At 60.9% G+C, this 22,463-nt stretch carries 18 protein-coding genes and 1 tRNA gene; 4 read left to right on the top strand and 15 right to left on the bottom strand.

Translation table 11 applies throughout. From position 1 onward, the window contains the following. Nucleotides 1–81: 81 nt before the first annotated feature. The 5 genes from BV106_RS02795 to BV106_RS02815 all read right to left on the bottom strand — a co-directional run bounded on the left by BV106_RS02795 (nt 82) and on the right by BV106_RS02815 (nt 5,276). Nucleotides 82–1,560: a hypothetical protein gene (locus tag BV106_RS02795; RefSeq protein ID WP_038160133.1), complete on the bottom strand. Its 1,479-nt coding sequence runs from the start codon at nt 1,558–1,560 to the stop codon at nt 82–84. A gap of 124 nt (nt 1,561–1,684) precedes the next feature. Further along, complete coding sequence (locus BV106_RS02800) at nt 1,685–2,758, bottom strand: hypothetical protein (protein ID WP_038160136.1); 1,074 nt, start codon at nt 2,756–2,758, stop codon at nt 1,685–1,687. 121 nt (nt 2,759–2,879) lie between these two features. Continuing rightward, a complete protein-coding gene (locus BV106_RS02805) occupies nt 2,880–3,407 on the bottom strand; it encodes a hypothetical protein (RefSeq protein WP_038160139.1) in 528 nt (175 codons plus the stop codon). After that, nucleotides 3,379–3,645, bottom strand: coding sequence for a hypothetical protein (locus BV106_RS38050; protein ID WP_265595278.1), 267 nt, complete (start codon nt 3,643–3,645; stop codon nt 3,379–3,381). The genes BV106_RS02805 and BV106_RS38050 overlap by 29 nt, the downstream gene beginning before the upstream one ends. 167 nt (nt 3,646–3,812) lie before the next feature. Further along, complete coding sequence (locus tag BV106_RS02815) at nt 3,813–5,276, bottom strand: hypothetical protein (protein ID WP_038160145.1); 1,464 nt, start codon at nt 5,274–5,276, stop codon at nt 3,813–3,815. Between the two features lie 108 nt (nt 5,277–5,384). Here BV106_RS02815 and BV106_RS02820 point away from each other — a divergent pair, with 108 nt between their 5' ends. After that, complete coding sequence (locus BV106_RS02820) at nt 5,385–5,663, top strand: helix-turn-helix transcriptional regulator (RefSeq protein ID WP_051944863.1); 279 nt, start codon at nt 5,385–5,387, stop codon at nt 5,661–5,663. Between the two features lie 252 nt (nt 5,664–5,915). On the opposite strand, the gene BV106_RS02825 is transcribed toward BV106_RS02820, so the two are convergent. Next, nucleotides 5,916–6,473: a hypothetical protein gene (locus tag BV106_RS02825; RefSeq protein ID WP_051944866.1), complete on the bottom strand. Its 558-nt coding sequence runs from the start codon at nt 6,471–6,473 to the stop codon at nt 5,916–5,918. 341 nt (nt 6,474–6,814) lie between these two features. Here BV106_RS02825 and BV106_RS38055 point away from each other — a divergent pair, with 341 nt between their 5' ends. Then, nucleotides 6,815–7,204 (top strand): hypothetical protein, encoded by a 390-nt coding sequence (locus tag BV106_RS38055; protein ID WP_265595279.1) that lies wholly within the window; start codon nt 6,815–6,817, stop codon nt 7,202–7,204. 443 nt (nt 7,205–7,647) lie between these two features. Here BV106_RS38055 and BV106_RS02830 read toward each other — a convergent pair whose 3' ends face one another. The 8 genes from BV106_RS02830 to BV106_RS02865 all read right to left on the bottom strand — a co-directional run bounded on the left by BV106_RS02830 (nt 7,648) and on the right by BV106_RS02865 (nt 16,651). Beyond that, entirely contained in the window at nt 7,648–8,919 is a 1,272-nt protein-coding gene (locus BV106_RS02830; RefSeq protein WP_265595280.1) for a hypothetical protein, read from the bottom strand. A gap of 392 nt (nt 8,920–9,311) precedes the next feature. After that, nucleotides 9,312–9,386, bottom strand: a tRNA-Cys gene (locus BV106_RS02835). Between the two features lie 454 nt (nt 9,387–9,840). Continuing rightward, on the bottom strand, nt 9,841–10,599 hold the full coding sequence (locus BV106_RS02840; protein ID WP_038160153.1) for a hypothetical protein: 759 nt from the start codon (nt 10,597–10,599) through the stop codon (nt 9,841–9,843). Between the two features lie 598 nt (nt 10,600–11,197). Continuing rightward, entirely contained in the window at nt 11,198–12,889 is a 1,692-nt protein-coding gene (locus BV106_RS02845; RefSeq protein ID WP_038160155.1) for a putative manganese-dependent inorganic diphosphatase, read from the bottom strand. Nucleotides 12,890–13,010: 121 nt separating this feature from the next. Then, nucleotides 13,011–13,610, bottom strand: coding sequence for a 3-isopropylmalate dehydratase small subunit (leuD, locus tag BV106_RS02850; RefSeq protein WP_038160157.1), 600 nt, complete (start codon nt 13,608–13,610; stop codon nt 13,011–13,013). A 48-nt stretch (nt 13,611–13,658) separates the two neighbouring features. Beyond that, nucleotides 13,659–15,074, bottom strand: a complete 1,416-nt coding sequence (gene leuC / locus BV106_RS02855) for a 3-isopropylmalate dehydratase large subunit (RefSeq protein ID WP_038160159.1) — start codon at nt 15,072–15,074, stop codon at nt 13,659–13,661. A gap of 421 nt (nt 15,075–15,495) precedes the next feature. Further along, entirely contained in the window at nt 15,496–16,167 is a 672-nt protein-coding gene (locus tag BV106_RS02860) for a family 16 glycoside hydrolase (protein ID WP_051944869.1), read from the bottom strand. A gap of 10 nt (nt 16,168–16,177) precedes the next feature. Next, on the bottom strand, nt 16,178–16,651 hold the full coding sequence (locus tag BV106_RS02865) for an EVE domain-containing protein (protein WP_038160161.1): 474 nt from the start codon (nt 16,649–16,651) through the stop codon (nt 16,178–16,180). A 64-nt stretch (nt 16,652–16,715) separates the two neighbouring features. Between BV106_RS02865 and BV106_RS02870 the strand changes: the two genes are divergently transcribed. Beyond that, nucleotides 16,716–17,486, top strand: a complete 771-nt coding sequence (locus tag BV106_RS02870) for a GDSL-type esterase/lipase family protein (protein ID WP_038160163.1) — start codon at nt 16,716–16,718, stop codon at nt 17,484–17,486. 688 nt (nt 17,487–18,174) lie between these two features. Beyond that, nucleotides 18,175–21,189 (top strand): M28 family peptidase, encoded by a 3,015-nt coding sequence (locus BV106_RS02875; protein ID WP_051944874.1) that lies wholly within the window; start codon nt 18,175–18,177, stop codon nt 21,187–21,189. A gap of 511 nt (nt 21,190–21,700) precedes the next feature. Here BV106_RS02875 and BV106_RS02880 read toward each other — a convergent pair. Further along, on the bottom strand, nt 21,701–22,174 hold the full coding sequence (locus BV106_RS02880; RefSeq protein ID WP_038160165.1) for a hypothetical protein: 474 nt from the start codon (nt 22,172–22,174) through the stop codon (nt 21,701–21,703). Nucleotides 22,175–22,463 lie beyond the last annotated feature (289 nt).

Here is a 22,463-nt window from a genome sequence, read left to right on the forward strand (position 1 = left end):
GCTGTCCGAAAACAAAGCGGCCAGGCCCCCCGAGAAGGTGAGCCTGGCACGTTGATGGTTTCGAACTGGTGGGAATGACGACTAGAACCTGATCCCCTGGAGAGACCGCAAGGTGTGCCGCACCGTCTGCAGGCCTCGCTGGGAGGAGCGCTGATCCCGCTGGATGAGTCGGAGCTTGCCGGTGAGGTCCTTGATCTGGGACAGACTCTTGGTGCAGGAACCCCTCAGCTGATCCAGTGACTCCAGAACTTCCTCCAGCCGGGGTGAGCCCGGTTCGGCAGGTGGCTGAGATCGGGGATCTGCCAGAGGGGTTGAATTGAGGGAGGGGTTCATGTCGGGGGCTGAATGCGGATGGGTGGCTTTGATCGGGGGCAAATGACGTGGCGCTGGGGCATTGACGGGGACAGGGACCGGCCCGGGTTCGGGGTCGGACGTGGTCCTGACCCGGACGGGCATGACGATGAGGCGACGCCCGCCCTCGCGGAACCGCAGGGGGCTGAGTTCATCAATAAGGTCGAGCTCAAGCAGCCCGAACTTGAGGGCCTTGAGCAGCAGGAGCCGGTTGCAGAAGACCGTGACTTCCACCCCCTCCCCCGATGCACCTGGCACGGCCACCTCATCCCAGGCTTTGCCGGCGCTGCTAGGATGGTGAAGGAACTGGACCTTGCCGCCACGCCATTCGATGCCAACGGTGCGGAATTCATCCTCCTGCTCTTCCATCTGCTCCAGCATTTGGAGGACGCCATCAAGCTTCAGGGGATCAAATCGGATGGCCGTCATGAACCGTTTGTCGCCGGGAATCACCTGCCGCCAGGAGGGGTACGGATGATCGATGACCCGGGTGATGAACCGCCAGCGGCGGGAACTGATCTGCACATGGTCCAGACCGTTGTGAACGCCCCTGGTGAGCCACCACTCGCCATCTGATTGAAAGTCACGCCACGCCAGAAACTTGTGCCGGGGCAAAACCAGAGACTGGGGCAACGCCAGCTGGAGTGAGTTGCCGCTGTACAGGTGCTTCCCGTCCGTTCCCACCACATAGTGGGCATCAGGCACGCTGACATCGATGCAGACGCCCTCCAGCACTGGCCGGGTGTGGTCCTTGCTGGTGCAATCCATCGCCTCCTTCAGCGCGGTGCGGAACGGTCCAGGTAAAGGAACAGGTTCGCCGGTGATTCTGGGCAGGTCGGGATACTCGGCCACGGGAAGAGACCGGAGCTTGTTCATACCGATCTTGCCCACGAGGGCAAAGCTTGCGCTCACGCACTTGGACGAGGTTTGCTCAATGCCGATGCTCTCTTGCCGGGCACAGGCTTTGGCAACGCGCACCAGATCGTCAAAGTGAACGAGCAGTGTACAAGGGTCGCCCTCAGCAGGTTGTTCCAGCCGGACGGTCGCGTAGCGCTCCAGATCGGTGGCCGTCAGGCACACCCATCCGTCGACAGTGCGTTCGATGCGCAGGCACTGAAGGACTGGCAAAGTGGCCTGCCGGTGAATGATCTTGCCCAGCCCGGTGAGGGCTGGCTTGAGTTCTGCCATAGGCAGAGAGATGGGGGTCATGATGAAGTCCTTTCAAAATGGGTTGGGGCTGAATGAGCCCTCCCAAAACGCCACGAGCCCCTGCCTCCGGAGGGAAGCGAGGGGCTCGTGGCGCGGGATGAGGGCGGGTTGGGTTTACGGGTGGTCAGGCGGCCTGACCGAGGGGTTCACTTTTGTATTTGAGCTGTCTGGTGATGCACTCCGCTGAGAGCACATCCTCGCGGACACCCAGGAAGACCGGCTGGTAGATGGCTCCACTCTCGCGAAACGCATAGAGGTAGCGGCACTCCACCACCTGACCGGAGACGGGCAGATCGTGGTTGGGAGGGATGGTGACATTGCCTGCTGGACGGATCCGGTCGCCCTCAAAGAGCAACAGGCCCACACTGCGCTGTTCATTGATGCGGCCCACGATGAAGGAGGCCGTTTCATAGAACTTGTGCTTGAGCTGCGGTCCGCCCGAGAAAGGACGGCCCGGTGAGTGCGGCGCATCACAGGACTTGAACACCACCCCTTCCCTCCCCTGCTGCCTGAGCTCCTCAAGCATCCGGTGTTTTTCATGCGGCCGGAACGCGGTCTGCACGAAGTGAAGGTTGGCGGTTTTCAACGGAGCAAGCACCTGGATGAGTTTGAGGTAACGCTGCCCATAAGGCAGCCCCCTCAAGTCCTCGCCATCGAGCTCCAGCAGGTCGAAGGTGCACAGGCAGTTGCCCACGGCTTCGCCATCGACGACGAAATCATGAACACTGCGCCGGGCCGCTTCTACCATCGGCATCGGGACGGATGTTTCCAGGCCGAGGCGGTTGATGCCGGTGACCAGATCGGACCGCCGCCGAAGCAGGAGCCGCCGGCCGTCGTGCTTCTCCTGCATCCAGAATGCCGGATGATCCAGCAGATGGGACAGGGCGTCGGCATCGACCGGATTGAGCAACTGGGGCAGGATGCCGGTGAACGTCCTGCCGGGCCGTGAAGGCTGGTAGTCCGTCCCGGGTTCACCGTGCTGATAGCCCTTGGCCAGCTTTTCACGGATGAGTCCGTCATAGCAGGCCTTGGCTTGATCGTAGGGCACGGGTTGGGGCGTCTTGCGCCCCGTGTTGAGCGTGGCATTGCGACGGCCGTAGGCGAAGAGGACGACGTGGCCGTCACCTTCGGGTTTGAGGCTGACACTGTACACTTTGTCTGAAGGGCCTAGCCGGCAGTAGAGGGTAGTGGTTTCCATGAACGGTTCTGAGGTTTGAGTTTGAGGTGGGTTGAAAGCACAAGAGCCGTCCACCGGGATGCGGCGGACGGCTCTGATGCGCGTCGTGGTTTGCGAGGTGAGTCCGAGCAAGCGACGAGGCTCACTCGTAGTACTGATGGGGATGACGGTGCCGGGGGCGACCTTGGAAGGACCGGGCCAGATGGACCAGACCCCAGACGAGTCCCACCACCAGCAAGGCTGACAGCGGGAAGAGCACCATCTTGGAAGTGGTGGTGGTTAGGAGTTCCGTCCACACGCTGAACTGTTGCAACGCGTAGGTGACCAGCGGGACGACCAGGACCGAAGGCACCAGCAGCGCCAGGGCGATGCGGACATTCAACCTGATCCACTGCCGCATGAACCCGCCCGGTGACAGCCAGTATTCCGCCAAACGGAAGTTGTAGCGAAAGACCTCGGCGGAACGCTCCACGCCGGAGAACTGCGAGAGCTCAGGATCCACCCGGGGTGAAGGCAACGGTTGTGGAGACCACGTGGTGGTGATTAACCCACGCGTGCGATGCACCCAGGTGAGCTTCTCGGATGGATCTGGAACCCTGGCAGGCAATTGATCGGAAGCCTGCCAGGGATCGTCGTCCTCGTCACAGTTGGGATTGAAGGCAGGCGTCATGGCGGGTCTTGGCTCCAAGGGAGGTTCCGATAACAAGGCAGACCAGGCAGGCGACACCCAGGCATCCAGTGTAGAATTCCCAGCGGTCGGTGTTCTTGCGCTGAAGCTGGAGTTGCTGCTCGAGTTCCACGACGCGACGTCGGGCCTGTTCATCAGGCTGGATGACCGTCCCGGCGGGTTGCTTGGCGCAGGATGCCAGCAAGAGGATGCTCAATAGCAATAGCAGGGATGATTTCATGATTGGGTCTAAAGGTTTGGGTTTGGATTGAGTGGGTGGGATTGAAATGAAAAGCCCCGCGCCAACGGGTGTCGGCACGGGGCTATGATGGTTTGATAGTGAGAACAAAGAAGCCAGCTATCCGCCAGGCAGATGGCTGGCTTCAAGTAATGAGGGAACGAGCGGAATTAGAACTGTGAAGCACGCCCGCCGGCCAGGAAGATGAGCGTGGTGAACGCCCTGGCAACTCGCGGGGCATCTTCAGGGTTGCGAACCCTTAGCAATACTTCAGCGGATTGATCTCTCCAGAGCTTGCCAGGATTGGAGCCTTCACCATCAACTTGGGTAAAGCTCGTAAAGGCATTCTTTCCATCACGCCCCTCCAGAACGACCGACACTCCATCTTCGAACGTCTTGGCGGTCACCAGCGTACCTAGGTCCTTTGCATCAAAGACAGCCAACACCACCTCGGATTGATCGACCCGGCCGCGAAGCACGAACCGTTTGTTGACCTTGCTGTAGCCAACAGTCATTGCGTCCATCTTGCTGTTGATGAACTGGGTGATTTCCTCGTATCTTGGAATAGGTGCGGGGATCTCAGGCCCCGGTTTCAGACGTCCTGAAATCAGGTCCTGAAAGGTGGCGTTGATGCCAGGTGGCTCCGAGAACAATTCGACGGCGGCCTGTTCCCACGCTTTTCTCTCTTCTGCGGTACAAGCCCAACCCAACTCCGGATCGCGATCTCCAGTTCCTGGACCCAATGGCAGCAGGTTTCCCTGAACGGCTTCGGGGGTCGGGCGGGCAGTCACAGTGGCTCTCGCACTAATTGTTCGATTGCTGGATGTGAGAGCAGCAATTTGCGTCGACGTGAGATCGTCGCTGTCCAGCAGGAGAACTCCATCGTCACATAGCACCGTCATGCGGTTCTCCTGTAATCCAACAAGAATTGCACCGGTAATCTTGCGGTCGTGAAGAGCCAGAGATTTAAGGGGCTCCATTCCGGCGAACAGATCCGTGTTAGCCCGAACGAGCCGCAGCAAATCTGTGGTCGCCTCAGAAAAGCTAACGCGTACAACTCCGCCATCGTGTTTGAGCATGACCCCGCCATTGTCAAGACGGCTGACCTGTGGATTCACATAAATGACGCCATTGACCGTGATGGACCTGGAACTCCGGTCGGGGACGGTACCCGTAGCGGCGGCCTGCCACACGCCACGATACCTAACCTGACCAGAGGACAGCTTCTGAATGTCACTGTCCAGTTGGGCAATGACTCGATCAATGTAGACCTTCGCCCGGGGAAACCTGTTTGCGAGGCCTACCGCTTCTGCTCGCTTCGCCGACAGGGTCTTAACGTCACCGGCGCCGGCGAGGACCACCATAGGGTCAGCATAACGATAGATGAGGCCAACTTGGTTCTTCGGGATACTCGAAGACTGACCGTCAGGCAGCAGCACTTTCAGCGCCACGGCAGATTCGAACTCCACTTTGGAGATCTCCAAAGCCGATGAGTACTGGTCCGTGGTACCGGAACGCGAGAGAATGACAAGGGCGGTGGCGGGTTCCGGGAGTGGAGCCGCCACAGCAGCACCATGAGACCCCGAGCACAAAAGCAGGGCATGTAGCAGGAATGTCTGGAATGTAGATTTCATATGTTGGAGTGGGATCGCAGAGTGCAAGGCGGTTCACATACGTGTCGCGCAATACACTACCGTTAGTGAGGTGTAAAGGGTACAATCAGCGCCCTATGCTTGCGTTGAATGGAGGGCTCCACGATTCAGCGTCTGCTGGCCAAGCTCAGGCAGTTGCGCCTGGGCCGGGGCTGGACGCAGGAGGAGTTCTCCGAGAAGTCAGGGATTTCTTACAAGTACTACCAGGCGGTAGAAGCAGGGCGGAAACTGGACCTGCGTCTTTCCACTCTGGAACGCCTGGCAAAAGCCCACCAGTTGGAGGTGTGGCAGTTGCTGCTGCCAGGGGAGGACGAAGCTCCCGCACCTTCGGCCCGGGCCAGAAAGCAGAGCGCCCGACGAAAGAAGTAATCGGGTTTTCCCAGCGACACTCATCGAAGGCCTCGCAGCCCCTGCCGGGAGACGGAATGATGTCCAGACTGTCCAGTCCTTCCGAGTAGCCGCCATGAGCCGAAGCAGCCTGGTCTTCTAATCCGGACTCATCGGCGGGATGGAGATGACGCAGAGCTCAGCTTCCAGCGTTTAACCAGATGATGCAGTTCAACGCCCCTACTCCCGGAGACCAGTGACCTCACGATAGAGCAGGGCGTGGCTGATCGCCCCTCAGGCAGCGCGATCATGAGCGTGGCCGTTGAGGGTCGGATGACGCAGGCGGGATTGGCGGGGTTTGCCAACCTGAGCTAGCAACTCATCAATGAGCTGGGAAGCCTGCATCTTGTTGAGCTGCCTCACCCCGACGCCGAAGAGCTGGAGGGCGAGTTCATCAATGAGATGTTTGTCGAGTTGGTAGTCGCTCACCAAGCGTAGAATGAATCCTCGCTGGCCTTCGGTGCAGAGCCACGGAGCGTCCGTCCCATGGGATGAACGGACCTGTCCATTGGTAATGGGCACCAGTCGCCTTCCTTTCTTGTGGGGAGCTGGACCGTTGCCGAAGCTGGCCCGGCCATCCACGATGCCGTAGGTGCAGGGATCGGGTACGAAGCCGACATGTTGGATCTCACGATCCACGGATTGCTGCAGCATTTGATAGAGCCTCCGGCATTCGGCTTCGGCCTGGGAAAGGTCGGTGAGTTCGACCTGAACCGAGGCGCTGAAGCTGTGACTGCTGAAGGCGGGCAGTCCGAGCTTTTTACTGTAGTTGGCTGACAACGTGATTGCCATAGAAGTGTTCCTCTCAAATTGGAGTTTGCCTTTGGAGTTGAACCGCCTGCCCTAAAACAACAAAACCCGGCGAAGGGCCGGGTCAGTCAATCAAGGGCTGGAGGAGTGATGGACGGCTACGGCCTGGGTGGGCCTTCGCCGGGATGGGGGTGTTTCTGAATCGCGGAAAATGCAGTGTGCGCGATCTGCCAGCCGGGTGTGCCAGTGAGGGCAACCGTGAGCAGTTCATCCACGAGTCGGGTCATCGGCTTGCGCCGGCGTTTCGCTTCGTGGAAAAGAGCGCATACCACGTTCCGTGAGATCCGAGGTATGTAGTATCGGGGACGGGACATGGGACTGAGATGACAGCAGATAACCTGCGTCGTTCAGGTTCATATAACACCCTGAGCGTCTTCGTTGCAGGCAGCGCAATCGGTCTGCATCGCCAAAGGGCGGACAAAGGTTCCGAAACCTGTCTTGCCGGGGCCACGCATTGGCAACCTTCCCCTTCAGATCTTCGAAGCCCGAACGAAGCAATGGAGGAATGCGGCTTACGCTACCCTGAGGGAGTCCTTTCAGGAAGCGGAGAACACCCAGTAGAACCGGCTTTTGCCAAAATCTGGGTTCTGTTGCCACACAATTTCCATAAACTGAATTGTATGGCATTCATCCTCAACAAACGACTGAAGATCGTGATTTCACTGGTTTTAGCCACACAAAACGACAGAAATGTCGAAAATCGGGAGCTATAAGCCATTGAGTATCAACAAACGACTGAAGGTCGAGATGTTTATTCTATTGCCAATTCTGTACCGTGGTCGGGTCGGAGTAGCAGCTCAATGCTGAACGTGCGCGCGACGACGGGTTTCCCTGTGCTCAAAGATCCCAAGTCGAGGATCCGGCAGCGTGGACTCGGGTACAGTAGCAACTATTGTAAACGCTGCCGCGCAAGCGCCGATGTGGTACATCCCTCGCCGTCCGGTCCTTCCTCCCGCTTCGCGGTCGTCGGACGCAGACGGCTTCGGGCTGACCCATCGACGGCTTGGTGCTTAGCGGCACGGCTAGCGCCGTGGACTAGGATTCCGGTTCTCTGTGGAACGTAACTAAACCTACACGATTTGGAGGTATCACAGGAGTTTACAGACGGCAAGGACACGACAGAGAGTCAATGACCCTCTGCCGCGCCCGGGTTGACTCAGGGGGCCAAACAGGTAGCCGCCTTGAGAACGTACCGACCAGCCTCCCGATCGATCACCATTTGCTGTCCCCATGAGGGGTCATAAACCGGAGTCATTTTCCCATATTGGTCGACATCCACCAATGTTGGGGGACCCAACTTTGGTAGCAAGTCTTCCCAACACAGGTTGATGCCCGACAATGACAACGCGGCCAGTTCTTTCGATTTTCGATTGAAGTAGCTTCGGCCTACGCTCTCACGGTACCAATCGATGACGGGCAGGCCATCAATCTCGATGCCCTGACGAAGGCAATGGGCGAGCAGAGTATCCATGTTGCAAGGTTGTGAAACAAGCTTACCCGTTGGAAGCTTGCAAAGCACGTGACGAAGGGACCGGTACAAGGACAGATAGTCAAAATTGACCATTGGTCTCTTGGTTTTGTCTCCGAGGAATTTTGCAATTCTGGTCTTACTGAGCAACCGTATTTCCACTCGCAAGCACCCCTCTGAAAGGTACATGCGGTTCGATGTCTTAGCCTCTTTGCGAGCTTTGTTGTAGCAACTCAGCCACACATCCTTGCCTTTCCATTGTACTGTCTGCGGATCGCTTCTCACGGAGGCATCCACTGACAGTTCATCGAAAACCTCCGGCCAAGCATGCAGTCCGAGTACACGAACCGAGCGCATGGCATTGAGGAATTCACCTGGTCTCACTGGCAAATTCAGAACCACATCCAACCGGATGGTGTCCTTCCAGGGAATGCCTCGTTCGGCGATAGAATCCAGTTCGAGATGAACCTTTTCCATCGCTTCCCTCAGCTCCTCCTGGTTGCGCAACAACTGACCGTTTGATGAACGGAGCATACGAGGCAGAGCTGCCACCCTCACATGCTGAATAGTGTATTTGTTGCCCTTGGCCCCGATGGACTCCGATTTTTTCCTTTGAGAATGGCGAACATCAAGCGTTTGCTTTTTGCAGCCGCTCCAATCAGAGCTCGATCCCGTGGAGATGCTCCACACGCCGTCAGCGTAGATGCCGTTTTTATCTAGTTCAGAAACCACATGTGGCTTCAAAGGACGGTCACATACAAAGTGAATTGTATCGATCAAACAAGTTTGAGAAGAACTCCACGCGTAGCCGGGATACGGCGAGGAGAAGCTGACTGACTCCCCTGCTGGTTGACCCATGATTCCCTCGTCCAATAGTTCGTCGCTTCCACCCAACTGGCGCTGGCAGGGATGCTGGCAACCACGGAAGTAACGCTTGCTTGGCTGATTTAATGAACACATGATCAATGCAGGTCCCTGGCTCAAGCCCGGTTTTCCGAACCTGAACTGGGTCAGTAGTGAGCGAAGAATCTCGCTCTGGTGTTTTGCTTCTCGTTCTAGACGACTGAGTGGTAGTGGTGCCCTATTCCTCCTTTCAGTTGGTTGGTATGCGATGTCTCTCGGGCGATGGGGCGAAGCCCTACCCAGTAATTGTCGGTGTTGGGCTCACTGTGACAGTGGTAGGGCGTCTTTCCCAGCCCACCGGGTGCAGGTCCAGAGACCTTAAAACGGACCCTGTTTCAGTTGCCAATTCAGTTCGCGAACAATACTAGACTTCAGTGAACGTGGCTGAAGTGTTGCCACTGCTGTTGCCACTCAATTCGAAAAAAAGCGTAACTCGTTGAGTTTGAGAGTGGAGGCGAGGGCGGGAATTGAACCCGCGCATACCGGTTTTGCAGACCAGTGCATTACCACTTTGCTACCTCGCCATGCGCGACTCCCAAGGGGAGAGCGGCCGGGAAAGTAGCGTGGGGGGCGGGAAAAGAAAGGGAAAAGTTCAGCAAAGACACCAGACTGCCAGACTCCAGACATCAGACCTGAGCTGACGCCTAGAAGGGAGCCCCGGGGGCTTGGAAGTCAGGGGTGGCTCGCGGCAGGCGGGGCGCTTGAGCCAGAGGGAACGACGTTCGCGGCAAGATGCCGCGAACAGCACGCAGGATGCGTGCGCTCCCCAATGACCGCTCCGGCGGACGGGTACTCCTTTGCGGGAGCTCAGGTCTGGCGTCTGGAGTCTGGCAGTCTTCTGTCTCCCGTGAAGCGGGCTCAGGCTGAAGCCTGGACTCCGTACAGCTTCGGGCCCAACGCCTTGACGCACTGCCCACTGACGGACTGACGCACTGCAACCTCCGGTTGAGCCCCGCCCTCGCGACCGGCAAACTCCGGCTAAAACACGGTAATCGGCCCCGGAATAATCCGCACTCCCCCTGGCCCCAGGGGATTGCCCATGGTCTCCTGGATCTCGGTGACGATGTTGTCCTTGAAGCTGACGGTGAGGCGGCCGACCTCGACTTTCACATAGATGGTGCGCTGGACGAGGTTGCCCTCGGCATCGCGGCCGGTGGTGATCTGGGGGACGCGGTCGAAGATGCTGTACTCCAGGGCTTCCTCCCGACCGGCAGCGGTGATCTTGGAAGACTTGCGGGTGGGGTTGCCGAGGGAGGTTTTGACCTCATCCACGGTCATGCCGAGGGCGACCTGCTTGTTGGCGATGACCTCATCGACGGCCTTTTGGCGCTCAAAGAAGGCCTTCAACTTCTCGGCCAGTTTGGGGTCGGCGGACTTGAGGTCGCTCATCTTCATCCAACCGGCGACATCGCCGTGGCGGGCGCGGCCGCGGACCTTGTAGAGATCTTCCGCCATGGCGACGAGCTGCACGGTGGTGCCGGGGGCCATCGCGCCCAGGGGACGCTGGAGGTCGAGCTGGTAGTAGATGACGGACTCACCCGCGACGGTGAGGCGCACGGGCTTGGGCAGGATGTCCTCGATGTACATGGCCCCGGGCTCCGTGTTGGCAGCCAGGCGGGAGCGGCCCCCCAGGCTGCTGCTCTGGGCAGAGGCGGTGGCTGGGGGGAACGCGAACGTGAGTGTCAGCGTGGCCGCTGCCAGTGCGAGGACCTGTGCCGAGGAGGGAGCGAGGGGCATGTTCGGTGAGAGGTTAGACGTTATGAGTTAAACGTTAGACGGGCCTGAGAGGAGAGGGAAAGAGGGAGTTACTCTGGGACTTCGACGCGCTGGGCGGAAGTTCATTCAATCAAGGTGAAGGGAAAAGGGCAAACGAGGGAAGAGGGATAAGTGGGACCCGCTGCGCGGCTTCTCGATTCTCACACAAAGGCACGAAGGCACAAAGAGGGGCTCGAGATGCGGCTGGCGGGGCTCTGTTCGTAGTACAAACTTCAGTTTGCTTCAGGGCATCTGGGGTAAGGCGTACTGAGCAAACTGAAGTTTGTACTACGAACAGCTTCGAACTGAGCGGGGCTGGGACCCCCCTCCTTTAGGCAGGCGGAGATCTTTGTGCCTTCGTGCCTTTGTGTGAGGATGAATTGTCAGGGGTTGCCTACAGCCCGGGAGGATTGAACGTTGGGGCGGAAGGCGACGCCATGGGACGCTTGGCAGGAACCGGGACAGGAATGTCCCTCGCTCCTTTTACTGAGCGCTCCGGTGGCAGCATTCAGGGCATGAGTCTCCCGCACAGCGGGCTCCCACTTTTCACTTTTTACTCTCCACTTTTTACTCCCGACGCTTAAAGCGTCGGCGCGGTCAGTTTGCCCACCACCCGGCTCAGGTACGGGAAAAGTTGCTTCTTCCGGCTCACCACGCCCTTGAGCTCGAAGACATGCTGCTTGAGCCTCGGGTACTCGATGGCGTCGTCCACGCGGTCGTTGCCGGCGGTGATGAGGACGCTGTCGTGCTCGGTGATGTCGGTCACGAGGAGGCAGGCGAAGTGGAGCTTGCGCTGGACGACGACCTTCTCCAAGGCCTCCTGAAGGGCGGCTTCCTGTTTCCAGAACTCGTCGAGGCCGAGTTCCTCGATCTGGGAAATGCTGAGACGCCAGCCGTTTTCCTCAAACTCCTTGCGGTCGGACTCCAGGGCCAGATCAGCGGGGCGATCGCGGAGCATGGACCCGGCGGCGAAGAACCCGGCGGTGAAGGCGGCGACATCGATGCCGCCGATCTCCGCGAGCCAGGAGAGGATCTCGCGGTCGGTATTCGTCGTGGTGGGCGAGGTCAGGTTCAGCGTATCGGAAATCATCCCGGCGCAGAGGCAGATGGCCGTGGCGCGATCTGGCGCGAGGTTCCGCAGGCGGTACATCATGGCCACGATGGTGCTGGTGCTGCCCACGGGCTCGTTGATGAAGCGGATGGGCTCCTTGCTGCGGAGGTTCCCGCTGAGGCGGTGGTGGTCGATGACCTCCAGGATGTCCGCCTCATCAGCGCCGGTGACGGCCTGGGAGAACTCGTTGTGGTCCACCAGGGCGAGCTTCGTGCGCGGCACGTCCACGAGGTCGGACTTGGAGAAGACGCCGAGGAGCTTGCCAGTCTCGTCCTCCACCACGGGGAAGAGCGGCTGATGAGAGTCATGCACGCTGGCGATGAGCTCCTTGAGCGGGGTCTTGCTGCTGAACTTCAGGAAGGTCTCGTCCAACGCATCGGCGATGGGGCGGGAGAAGCGCACGAGCTGCGCGGCGCTGGCGGTGTCATACCGGGTCTCGATGACAGGCACGCCCTGCTCCCGGGCGAGTTTGCCAATTTCCTCGCCCACGGAGAAGCCGCCGGTGATGACGAGGCAGCCGACTCCGGCGAGGATGGCCATGCGCTGCACGTCCGGGCGGTCCCCCACCATCATGATGACGGTGCGGGAGGGGAAGCGCTTCATGCGCGTGGAGGAGGTCTCCAGGCTGGACCCGGCGACCATGAGGATGAGGTTCTCCACGGTCTCGAGCGGGGCGCGGCCGTTGGGGAAGCCGCCATCGAGCGCGGCGACCATATTGGCCTCACTCGTGCGGACATGACGGTTCGCATCGTCGTCATTGGCCGTGGCAGGCATGAAGAGCTGGGCCAGCTCCTGCAGGGTGGGCATGCCAGCGAGCACGCCCTCGTGATTCACCACGGGGATGCCGCGGAACCCATGCTCGACCATCTTCCGGTACACGGAGAGAAACGTCTCGTCCTGGCAGGCGGTGACGACCTCCCGCCGACAGACGGAGGCGGCGGTGGGACGCACGTCCATGAGCAGGCGCGGGGCCTCCACCCCGGCCTCACTGAGCACCCAGTTCGTCCGCACGTTGATCTCCCCGCAGCAGGCAGGGCGGGCGTCCACATCCCGCGAGGCGCGCAGGAAGGCGGCGTAACCGATGGCGGCGCAGATGGCGTCCGTATCCGGATTGCGGTGCCCAATGACGTGGATGGTTTCGGCAGACGACAGGGAATTCATGAGGACTGATGAGGCGTCCGCTCAGACTGGGAGCGAGAAAGGGATGGATCGGATCAAATGGCAAAGGCGGCCTGAATGCCGCCTTTGCCGTGGAGAAAGGATAGAAGAAGGGGCGTGGGGACTACGCCACCACGGCCAGCTCGCGGATCTTCGCGTCCACGGCGTCCTTGTTCTCCAGCAGCTCGGCGATGGGGTCCCACTGGCCGGTCGTGAGGGCCTCACGAGCGGTGTGCGGGACGATGATGGAGAACTCCTGGTCCTCGAAGAAGACCTTGCCCTCGAGCAGGTCCACGGTCACTTCCAGCTTCGGGTTGCGCTCCACTTCCTTCGCCAGGGCGACGATGTCATTGTGGGCGGCCACAGCGCAGGGGATGCCGAGGGTGGTGCAGTTGCCAAAGAAGATCTCCGCGAAGCTCTCCGCGATGACGGCACGGAAGCCGAAACGGTAGAGGGCCTGGGGGGCGTGCTCACGGGAGCTGCCGCAGCCGAAGTTGGCGCCGGAGAGGAGGATGTTCGCCCCGGTAAAGCGCTCGTCATTGAGCGGGTGGGGCTTGTCCGTGCCATCGGGGTTCTTCCGCACGTCGTAGAAGGCGAACTCGCCCAGACCGTCAAAGGTGACGCACTTCATGAAGCGCGCGGGGATGATGCGGTCGGTATCGATGTCGGTGCCAGGAACGTGAACGGCGGTGCCGGCGATCTGCGTGACTTTCGTAAGGGCCATGGGTGAAAGAGGGAAAAGGGGTAAGGGAAGAGGGAGAAGGCCCAAACTTTATGCGGAGAGGGAGAAGACCTCGCGGGCGTCGGCCACTTCACCGGTGACGGCGGCGGCGGCCACCATGAGCGGGGACATGAGGATGGTGCGTCCGGTGGGGCTGCCCTGGCGGCCCTTGAAGTTGCGGTTGCTGGAGCTGGCGCAGAGCTGATCGCCCACGAGCTTGTCGGGGTTCATCGCGAGGCACATGGAGCAGCCCGCGCCGCGCCACTCGAATCCGGCCTCGGTGAAGACCTGGTCGATGCCTTCCTGGCGGGCCAACACATCCACAATCTGGGAGCCTGGAACGGCGATGGCCTTCACGTGGCCAGCGACTTTCTTGCCCTTCAGGAAGCGGGCCACCTCGCGGAAGTCGGAGAGACGGCCGTTGGTGCAGCTGCCGACGAAGGCGACATCGATCTTGGTGCCCTTGATGGGGGCGCCGCCTTCCAGCTTCATGTACTCCAGCGCTTCCTGAATGGAGATGCGCTGCTCGGGATTGGTGCCGCTTTCCACGGTGGGCACCTGCTCATTCACGGCGATGGCCTGGTCCGGGCTCACGCCCCAGGTCACGGTGGGCGGCACGTCCTCGGCGCGGATGTTCACCACGTCGTCATAGACGGCATCGGCATCGGAGGCGACAGCGCGCCAGGCGGCGACGGCCTTGTCCCACTCCTCGCCCTTGGGCGAGTACGGGCGGCCTTTCAGGTACTCAAAGGTCTTCTCATCCGGATTGACGTAACCGGCGCGGGCACCGCCCTCGATGGACATGTTGCACACGGTCATGCGCTCTTCCATCGTGAAGCCGTCGAAGATGCTGCCGCCGTACTCATACGCGTAGCCCTTGCCACCACCAGCGCCCAGGAGGCGGATGATGTGGAGGATGACGTCCTTGGAATACACGCCAGGGCGGAGCTCGCCGTCCACATTGATGCGGCGCACCTTCATGGGGCTGAGGGCCATGGTCTGGGTGGCCAGAATGTCACGCACCTGGGTGGTGCCGATGCCGAACGCGATGGCGCCGAAGGCTCCGTGCGTGGCGGTGTGGGAGTCGCCGCAAGCGATGGTGGTGCCCGGCTGGGTGATGCCCTGCTCCGGTCCGACCACGTGCACAATGCCCTGCTTGCCGCTGCGCAGATCGAAATAGGTGACGCCGAATTCCTTGGCGTTGCGGTTGAGCTCCTTGATCATCGCATCCGCCAGGGAGTCCGAGAAAGGCTCCTCACGCTGGTCGGTGGGGACGATGTGGTCCACGGTCGCGAACGTGCGCTGGGGATAGGCCACCTTCAGGCCGAGATCGCGCAACATGCCGAACGCCTGGGGGCTGGTGACCTCGTGAATCAGGTGGGTATCAATAAGGAGCTGCGTCTGCCCGTTGGAGAGCGTAGCGACGGAGTGAGATTCCCAAACTTTCTGGAAGAGTGTCTTGCCCATTTGCTTCAGTACGTGTGTGGCCCAGACCGGGACGGACCGGGGGACGGGAGTTTAGCACGGAAGGGCTGGGGGGAAAGTGCAATCTTTTAGCCCCGCTGCGCGGGGAGACAGAAGACTGGAAGACACAAGACATAAGACTTGAGCTGACGCAGGGGGAGTCTGCGCCCCCGACCAGTGCGTCAGTTCGTCAGTGGGCAGTGCGTCAAGGCTTTGGGCCTGAAACAGTACGGAGTCCAGGCTTCAGCCTGTGTGAGTCACAGAACGCGCCCAGCGGAGCGGTCAGTAAAAGGAGGCGCGGGGTTCCCAGCCCCGCTCAGGTCGAAGTTTGTACTACGAACAGATCCCCGCCAGCCATGTCAGGAGCTGATCTTTGTGCCTTCGTGCCTTTGTGTGAGAATACAGAAGCTCTTCTGACCCCTGCCTACTGCCTACTGCCCACTGGCAGCTTCTCCACCCGCAAATTCCTCAGCCGCGCCTCCGTCCGGAACGACGCGAACCCAAAGGGCATGCACCGATCAATCTCCCCTGCTCGCATGCTCAGCTGGCGCCCAGCGATGTTGGTATTGATGATGGGGCGACCGTCCAGCCAGACCCGGAGGGATTTTTCCCGGACCTCGATGCGGACGTGGTACCAGTGGTCGTTCTCCAGGGTCTGGCGGCTGCCGGTGGGGTTCTCGGAGGCATCGTAGCCATCGATGGAGGAGATGCCCACCTGGGAGCCGCCCCAACCACCGAGCACAAAGCTCACGCACCGGTCCACGCTGCCGACCGGGAAGGTCACGGTGCCGAAGAAATCCGTGCCCTGCACCCGCCGGGCCTCATAGCTGATGGCGTAGTCGATCACCGGCAGGTCATCGGCCTTCCAGTGGCGGTACACGATCCCCGTCATGGGGCTGCCCGCCTTGAGCACAAATTCATCCGTCTCCCGGGTGAAGCCGCCGCTGTGGGCCATTTCCGCCTCGTGCCAGCGCTCCAGGTGCGGGGCGACAAAGAGCGTCCACCCCGGGGCCAGGGCCTCCGCGTGGTCCGGGCTGTCGCAAGCCGGGAGGGCGAGCGACAGCAGCAGGACCAGCAGCAGGCCGGGTAGTTTCATGCGGGATGAGTTATTTCTTGATGCCGCCGCCCATCTTGCAGATGAGGTCGAAGTCCTTCTTGCTCACCTCCGTGATGGAGAGCCGGTTGCCCCGGCGCAGGATGAGCAGGTCCGCCAGGCGGGGCTCCTCGCGCAGGTCGTTCAGGTGGACGAACTCCTTCAGGTCCGCCTCCCAGGCCACATCCACCAGCAGCCACGCGGGATTCTCCGGCTTGCTCTTGGGGTCGTGGTACTCGCCACCCACCTCGAACTGTGTGGGATCCGGCCGCGCCTCAGAGGCGATCTTGATCACGCCCGCCACCCCGGGCTCCGGGCAGCTCGAGTGGTAGAAAAAGCCGAGATCTCCCACTTTCATGTTATCGCGCATCATGTTGCGCACCTGATAATTACGCACCCCGTTCCAGGGTTCGGTGCGCTTGGGGCGTTCTTTGAGGTGATCGAATGAGAAAACGTCCGGTTCGGATTTGAGTAGCCAGTAACGCATGGGCCAGCATACTGGCGGGATGAGGGAGGGGTGCCAATGGATTTTGACACTGGGAAGAGCCTGCATGGCAGCCTCTGCCATCGCCGGATTGCTGCTTCCGCTCTCGCTGCGGGCGCTGGATCCATACTACCCCCAGCCGCCTGAGCGGAAGCCAGAACTCCCGCTGCCTCCGTCAGACGCCGACTGGAAACGCCGAATGGGGCAGCAGGAGCAGCAACTGGCCAATCAAACGGCGCGGGTGTGCTTCCTCGGCGACTCGCTGACGGAGTTCTGGCTGCACACGGGATCGTCTGCCTGGTTCAGAAGCGTGGGTCAGCTCAAGCCTCTGAACTTGGGCATCGCAGGCGACCGCACCGAGAACATCCTCTTCCGCATCCAGCGTCTGGATTTTCACCGGGCCCGGACAGAGCGGCTGTTCCTCATGATGGGCACGAACAATCTCGGCATGGAAAAGCCCGACCCTCCGGAAAAGGTGGTTCAGGCCATCCAGAAGGCGGTGACGATGCTCAAACCCAAGCTGCCTCCGCAGGCGACCCTGGTCGTACTGGGCATTCCGCCCAGCGGAGAAACGCCCCGGAGCCCACTTCGCCAGAGCATTCAGGCGGTGAACGCCCAACTCGCCATCGCCCCCTGGCCTGCGGGCGTGAAATACGTGCCCGTGTACGAGGTGTTCGTCGATGCCGAGGATCGGTGGAGGCTGGGGCTGACTCTGGACGGCACCCACTTCAGCGCCGCCGGGTACGAGCAACTGGCGAAGGTGCTCCAAGAGTTCCTGCCCAGCGTGGAGAAGGTGGAGGCTCCGGCGGATCCGTTTGGCGGGAAAAGGAAGCGGTAGTAAGACACAAGACTGACCCGCTGCGCGGGAGACAGAAGACACCAGACTTCAAGACGCAAGACCTGAGCTGACGCACAGGAGATCGCGCCTACTGAAGCGTCTACAGCGATCATCCCGCCACCCACCGCCCGCCCGAGCGCACACCTTGGCCCCTTGATCCCCTTCCCGCCGCAACGCCACATACAGGAAAATTTGTGTCTCCTTACGTCGTCAGCTACGACTGGCTTTGGGTGCACTCAGGCAGAGGGGAGACGATCGCAGAGCCAAAGGAGCGTAGGCAGCCTATGTAGTGATCTGAGGCCTATACGTGAACCCTCTGGTGTTTGATCGCCAGTCTCCCAGTGCCCATGTAGCTGACGACGTGAGGAGACACTAACTGAAGCGTCTGCGGTGCGGACCTCACTGAACATCACCGCACACTCACCGCCCCCTCCCTTAACCCCGCCTTGCCCCTCAATCCGCCGGAGTTTGCCCCGCCCCCCCCGATCCTCAGGCCTGAAATCCTCCCTCTGGCGGCCTTTCGTCCCCGCGCAGCGGTCATGTCTTGCGTCTTGTGTCTTCTAATCTTGCGTCTTTTCTGGCCAAACATCGCGGAGTTGATCGTTGTCTCTGCGTACTAGTAGATTCCGTCTTCTACCCCCTTACTCCTCTTCCCTTTCCCCTTATCCCTCTCCCTGGCATGCCGAGCATGAAAAAAATCTTCCCCGCTGTCCTCCTGCCCACGCTCGCCGCCACCGCCCTGTCCGTGGCCCAGCAGCCCCCGGCCGCCCCAGCCGCACCTGCCCCGCCCGCCATCCCGGAGTCCACCTATGTCTCCAACATCCGGCAGCTCACGTTTGAGGGGAAACGCTCCGGGGAGGGCTATTTCAACGCGGACGGCTCCAAGATGATCTTCCAGAGCGAGCGCGAGCCGGGGAACCCCTTTTACCAGATCTACCTCATGGACCTGGAGACCGGCGACCAGGAGCGCATCTCCCCGGGCTCGGGCAAGACGACCTGCGCCTGGATCCACCCGGACAACGACCACATCCTCTTCGCCTCCACGCACCTCGACTCGGAGTCCAAGGCCAAGCAGGACGCCGAGTACAAGGAACGCGAAAGCAGCCGCGTGCGCCGCTACTCCTGGGACTATGACCAGCGCTACGACCTCTTCCTCTACTCGCTGAAGGACAAGTCGCTCAAGCAGATCACCAAGGAGGAGGGTTACGACGCCGAGGGTGCGATCTCCCCGGACGGGAAACGCATTGTGTTTGCCTCGAACCGCGCCGCCTACAGCGAGCCCCTCAGCCCCGCCGACACGGAGCGTCTGAAGATCGACAAGCAGTACTTCATGGAGATCTACACCATGAACGTGGACGGCACGGACGTGAAGCGCCTGACCAGCACGCCGGGCTATGATGGCGGCCCGTTCTTCAGCCACGACGGCAGCAAGATCTGCTGGCGCCGGTTCAATGAAAAAGGCGACATCGCGGAGATCTACACGATGAACGCCGATGGCAGCGACCAGAAGCAGATCACCAAGCTGGGCGCCATGTCCTGGGCCCCGTACTTCCACCCCAGCGGGGACTACCTGATCTTCACGAACAACGTGAACGGCTTTGCCAACTTCGAGCTGTACGCGGTGGATGCGGCGGGCAAGCACGAGCCGGTGCGCATCACCACCACGGACGGGTTCGACGGCCTGCCCGTCTTCGCCCCCGATGGCAAGAAGCTGAGCTGGACCAGCGGCCGCACCTCCGGCGGCGCGAGCCAGATCTACCTGGCCGACTGGAATGACGAAGCCGCCCGCAAGGCGCTGGATTTAGGAAACAAAGCCCCGGTCGCCGCCAAGGATGAAGCCGGAGCCGCCCCCGCCCCCGCCAACAAGCCGGACCTCTCCACCACCACGGGCGAGATCCGCCCGGAGGATATGAAACAACATGTGACCTACCTGGCCAGCCGCGAGCTGGGCGGCCGTATGACGGGCACAGAGGGCGAGCGCCTGGCCACGGAGTATGTGGCCGAGGTGTTCCAGAAGATCGGCCTGGTCCCCTTTGGCGACAAAGAAGGCTGGTACGACAACTTTGAGTTCACCGCTGGCGTGGCCCTGGCCCCGGGCAACAAGTTCACCCTCACCGGCAAGGACGGCCCCACGGAGTTCACCGCCGACCAGGACTGGCGCCCCCTCTCCTTCTCCAAGACGGGTGCGTTCGATCCCGCAGACATCGTCTTCGCCGGGTACGGCATCGAGACCCCGGACAACGCCACCACCAGCGATGGCAAAAAGCTGGAGACCTACAGCAGCTACGCCCACCTGGATGTGAAGGACAAATGGGTGCTCGTCTTCCGCTACCTGCCCGAGGGCATGGCCCAGGACCGCCGCAATGAGCTGATGCGCTTCGCCAGCCTGCGGTTCAAGGCATTAACCGCCCGTGAAAAAGGCGCGCGCGGCATCCTCGTGGTGAGCGGTCCCAACAGTAAGGTGGTGGAGCAGCTCGCCCCGCTCACGTTTGACGCCTCCATGGCAGACTCCGGCCTCGCCGCCATCAGCATCACGGACACACTGGGCGACAAGCTCCTCTCCGGCGCAGGCAAGACGCTGAAGGCCCTGCAGGACAAGCTGGACACCGGCGACCTCATGGGCGGCATCAACTGCGAGGGCTTCAAGCTCGGCGTGAACATCGCCATCGCCCAGGAGAAAAAGAACGGCCGCAACGTCCTGGGCATGCTCTGCAAGGGCAGCGAGCCCGACTTCCACATCGCCCCGCTCATCATCGGCGCGCACATCGACCACCTCGGCTCCGGCGGCGGCTCCAACTCCCGCGCCAAGGGCGACGACCTGCGCAAGGTCCACTTCGGCGCTGACGACAACGCCTCCGGCACCGCCGGCATGATGGAGATCGCCCAGTGGCTGGCCGATCTGAAAAAGCAGGGCAAGCTGGACATGAAACGGGACATCCTCTTCGCCGCCTGGTCCGGTGAGGAACTGGGCCTGCTGGGCTCCAGCCACTTCGTGGAAAGCCTGGCCAAGATGATCAAGGGCGACCCCAATGCCAAGCTCACCGGCATGATCGCCGCGTGCCTGAACATGGACATGATCGGCCGCTTCAACAAGACGCTCGTCCTCCAGGGCGTGGGCAGCAGCAGCGTGTGGACCAAGGAAATAGAGAAACGCAACGCCCCGCTGGGCCTGCCCATCAGCGCCCAGTCGGACGCCCACCTGGCCACGGACTCCACCACCTTCTACACCCGCGGCATCCCCACGCTGAACGCCTTCACCGGCGCGCATGAGGACTACCACATGCCCACCGACACCGCGGACAAGATCAACTACGACAAGGCTGCTCAAATTGCCAAGTTCATGGGCCTGGTCGCCCGCTCCCTCTCCACCACGCATGAGGTGCCGGACTACATCGCCATGGAGGCACCCAAGAACCAGGGCACCCGCACCGGCCTGCGCGTCTATCTCGGCACCATCCCCGACTACGCCCAGGGCGATATCAAAGGCGTGAAACTCAGCGGCGTCTCCCCCGTCGGTCCCGCCGCCAAGGCCGGCGTCCAGGCCGGGGACATCATCGTGAAGTTGGGTCACAAAGACATCCAGAACATCTATGACTACACCTACATCATGGGCGAGCTGAAGATCGGCGAGCAGACCACCATCGTGGTGCAGCGCAACGGTCAGACCGTCGAGATGAAGTTGACGCCGGGTTCGAGGGATTGAAGCTGCTTCGCAGCAGACGCCAGACTGCCAGACACAAGACTTCAGACCTGAGCTGTCGCATGAGAGGACATGCCCAGCGGAGCGGTCATTAAAAGGAGCGAGGGACATTCCTGTCCCGCTCCGCCCCAAGCGTCCCATGATGTGGCCAACTCTTTGGCATCCACCTATGCGCCAGCTCAAGTCTGGCGTCTCGTGCCTCGTGTGAAGCACGCGAAGCGTCTACAACGATCATCCCGCCACGCACCTCCCACCTACCCAACGCCCCGCTCCCATCCGCCCGAGCGCCCACCTTGGCCCCTTGATCCCCTGCCCTGCCGCAACGCCATAGACCGGGAAATTTGTGTCTCCTCACGTCGACAACTACAGCGGCTTTGGGCGCACTCAGGCAGAAGGAACAACGCTGAACCTTTCCCCGCCGAGGCAGGCTAAAAGCCAAGTGAGCCCCACCCGCGCTGCTGGCACCCTCCGGTTCTAGATCATCACGGGATCCGCCAGCGCTGGGCGCAGCAATTCATCGGTCATCGGATGGCATCGCCGGAAAGTTCCGGCGGTGCATCATGCAGACCAGCCGGTCCATCGCCCATGCCATCAATATGCCGCCGCACAGGCCTGCGAGAGCCCCTACAGCGAGCACCTCACGCACGCTGATTTGCACATTGTTCAGCCGGGCCACACTCCAGGTCAATCCGATCCCGCAGGCCACGCCAAGCACCGCGCAAAGCTGATAGTGAAAGGCCCGCAACGCCGTTGACCAGCGGCGGCGAAAAACACCCGCCAGCGCCGAGGATGACACGATGCCCAGCGCTGTCAATGCCGTCACCACGATAACGATGATCACCAGGGCGAGGATGACGAGTATTGCCAGGAACAGCGTGAACAGAAGCATGAGCAGCATCGGCGAGAACGGCTCATCCATCGAGGGGTCGTCAAATGACTCTCCCATGATGGCAATGAGATGCCAGGGCAATAGGAGGACCATGTTCATGATGAGCGGAACGCTGCTGGAAGCTGTTTGTAGTTCAAACTTTAGTTTGCCTCAGGAGGTCTGTCATAGACTGAAGCAAACTAAAGTTTGAACTACAAACAAAGGCACGTCCCCGCGCCATCAGCCTGCCCAAGCCATCATCGGCAACACCATCTCCCCTTCTGTCAATCCACCTCCAACACCGTTCGTAGCTGACGACGTGAGGAGACACTAGCTGAAGCGTCTACAACGATCATCCCGCCACGCACCTCCTACCTACCCATCACCCCGCTCCGGCTCCCATCCGCCC

It is taken from the genome of Verrucomicrobium sp. BvORR106 (genome assembly GCF_000739655.1).
Classification (GTDB): domain Bacteria; phylum Verrucomicrobiota; class Verrucomicrobiia; order Verrucomicrobiales; family Verrucomicrobiaceae; genus Verrucomicrobium.